Here is a 2974-nt window from a genome sequence, read left to right as displayed (position 1 = left end):
TACTGTAAACAACGCTACTAGTTTCTACAAATAGTTTTACAAGCCGAATACGGCAATATCGCCCTTGCCTTGACGAATCAGCTCAGTACCATCGGTCATATCGATAACCGTCGTCGGCTCAGTACCGCACCAGCCGCCATCAATAACCAAATCAACAGCATGCTCAAGACGGTCTCGGATTTCGTATGGATCGGTCAATGGCTCGTCGTCTTCGGGCAGCATGAGGGTGCAACTTAAAATAGGTTCGCCCAACTCTTGCAAAAGTGCCAAAGCAGTGGCGTTATTGGGAACACGCAGGCCGATGGTTTTGCGTTTGGGGTGAAGCGTGCGATTCGGTACTTCTTTGGTTGCCTGCAGGATAAAGGTGTAGCTGCCGGGCGTAGCTGCTTTAAGCTGGCGGAATTGGGCATTATCTACTTTGGCGTAAGTACCCAATTCGCTCAAATCGGCACACATCAGGGTCAGATGGTGTTTTTGATCGATTTTGCGAATCGTGAGAATGCGCTCCATCGCGTTTTTGTCGCCGAGTTTGCAGCCAAGCGCATAGCAGGAATCCGTAGGGTAAACGATAACACCGCCACTGCGGACAATATCGGCGGCTTGCTTGATGAGGCGGTCTTGGGGATTATCGGGATGGATGGCGAAAAATTGTGCCATGTTTTTTTCCTTATCATTCTAATGGTTTGTTGTTTGACATTTTAAAACTTATTTGGCCGTCTGAATATTGGATTTCCACCACTATGAATGGATTTAGCCTCAGCTACAACACAGCTGCACCCAGTGATACCTTATATATCATTTTGATTTATCGGCCGATATCGAAAGTCAATTTAATACGCTATATAATGCGTTATTTTGTTTGAAAGTCATCTCAATGTCTGCCTCTTCCCTACCTTCCCGCCGCTTATCTGTCGCACCTATGCTTGATTGGACAGACAGACACTATCGCTTTATGGCGCGACAAATTACACGCAATGCTTGGCTGTATAGCGAAATGGTCAATTCAGGCGCAGTGGTTTACGGAGATAAAGACCGCTTCTTGAGTTTCAACGAAGGCGAGCAACCGGTCGCTTTACAGCTTGGCGGCTCAGATCCGCATGACTTGGCAATCGCTGCCAAAGCGGCTGAGACATATGGCTATAATGAAGTCAACCTAAATTGCGGCTGCCCCAGCCCACGCGTACAAAAAGGCGCTTTCGGCGCTTGCCTGATGAATGATGTAGATTTGGTGGCAGATTGTTTGAACGCGATGCAGGATGTAGTTGAAATTCCGGTAACAGTCAAACACCGCATCGGCGTAGATAGACAAACAGAATATCAAGTCGTGGCAGATTTTGTAGGCACGCTTCGTGAAAAAACAGCCTGCCGCACATTTATCGTCCATGCGCGTAATGCTTGGCTGGACGGTTTATCCCCGAAAGAAAACCGTGAAGTTCCGCCACTCAAATATGAATACGTCTACCGTTTGAAACAAGAGTTCCCCGACTTAGAAATTTTGATTAACGGCGGCATCACCACCAATGAAGAAATCGCCGAACATCTGAAATTTGTCGACGGCGTCATGATCGGGCGCGAGGCTTATCACAATCCGATGCTGATGCGCGATTGGGATGCACTGTTTTACAACAACACACATGCACCAATCCAATACGCAGATTTAGCAGCTTGGCTATACGCATACAGCCGCGAACAAATCGCCTCAGGGCGCGGTACCATCCTACGCCATATCGTCCGCCATGCACTAGGCTTAATGCACGGCCTAAAAAATGCCCGCACTTGGCGCCGTATGCTCTCAGATGCCACCTTGCTAAAAGACAACGACGGCAGCCTGATTCTAGACGCATGGAAAGAAGTAGAACGCGCAAATATTTGGGATTAATGGCGTATAGTGTGAATAAATGAAAGGCCGTCTGAAACATCAAATGATGTTTCAGACGGCCTTTCACATTGCAACAGATTGCTAAAGATATATTCATTTTCTCTTTAGCTACTATAACGATTAATTCATCGAATAAAACCAACACATAATCTAAGCATAAAAAAATGCGGCCTAAATTAGGCCGCATTTACTTTACTTCGTCTTTTCAGACGGCCTTTTCAGGCCGTCTGAAAGTCAGATTACCATTGGTAACCAACTGCTACGGTAGCACCGAAGTGACCACGTGAGTTGCCGGAAGCAGTACCTTTGATGATCCAGTGACCACCATCGGAGATGCTAGAGAGGCCGACAGCGTAACCGGTTTCACCGCGGTAGTGACTGCCACCGATAGCCAGCATGCTCTTACCTGGCAAGTAAGCTTGTGGCAGACCGGCAGTAGCCAGAGCTTGAGCCACACCTGCGCGGGCGTTGTTGTCAACCTTGTTCACACTGCTGTTCACATCGCCGAATTTTTGGTTCAGCTGGTCAACGTTAACCGCATCGGTACCGTTCTTACCTGGAGCAACATTTTTAATAGTAGTGTTGCCGGCATCGATACCATCTTTGTTGATGGTTACAGGACCTGCCTTCAGTTCATTAGTAGTAACACTGTTAACGGTCAGATCAGGGTTCAAGCTGGCTTTCAGCGCATCGCCGTCTTTCTTAACGAAGATGTTTTGAACTTCTTTCTCTGAAGTCTTACCGGTTGCTTTGTCGAATACTTGAACTTTAGTACCCGCATCACCTTTAATCTGAATAGTGTTATTCAGTTTTTTGGAGATAGAGCCGTCAGTAGTACCAGTCTCGTCAACCAGACCGAAGGTGCCATCAGCATCTTTACCGTCTTTACCGTCTTTCACGGTTGCAGTAGTAGTAGAGATGACTTTACCGTCTTTATCGAAGTTGTTGATAGTAATGGTAGAAATACCTTTAGCTTCATCACGCTCAACTTTACCTTCAGCAGACTTACCGTTTTCACCGGTATCACCTTTGGCGCCAGTTGCACCAGTAGCACCAGTTGCGCCGGTTGCGCCGGTAGCACCAGTTGCGCCGGTA

3 protein-coding genes are annotated in these 2974 nt (G+C 47.3%); 1 reads left to right on the top strand and 2 read right to left on the bottom strand.

Annotated features, from left to right (window positions below; all coding sequences use genetic code 11):
- Nucleotides 1-36: 36 nt before the first annotated feature.
- Nucleotides 37-657 carry an L-threonylcarbamoyladenylate synthase gene (locus HMPREF3052_RS10255; protein ID WP_070749740.1) on the bottom strand — a complete coding sequence of 207 codons (621 nt, stop codon included), beginning with the start codon at nt 655-657 and terminating at the stop codon, nt 37-39.
- Between the two features lie 211 nt (nt 658-868).
- On the opposite strand from HMPREF3052_RS10255, the gene dusA reads away from it, so the two are divergent.
- A complete protein-coding gene (dusA, locus tag HMPREF3052_RS10250; protein ID WP_141756642.1) occupies nt 869-1879 on the top strand; it encodes a tRNA dihydrouridine(20/20a) synthase DusA in 1011 nt (336 codons plus the stop codon).
- Between the two features lie 239 nt (nt 1880-2118).
- Here dusA and HMPREF3052_RS10245 read toward each other — a convergent pair.
- On the bottom strand, nt 2119-2974 hold an 856-nt coding region (locus tag HMPREF3052_RS10245), incomplete at its 5' end, for a YadA family autotransporter adhesin (protein ID WP_283126979.1).

The organism is Neisseria sp. HMSC056A03, assembly GCF_001815685.1.
GTDB classification, from domain to species: domain Bacteria; phylum Pseudomonadota; class Gammaproteobacteria; order Burkholderiales; family Neisseriaceae; genus Neisseria; species Neisseria subflava.
This window is presented reverse-complemented; position numbering and strand designations above follow the sequence as displayed.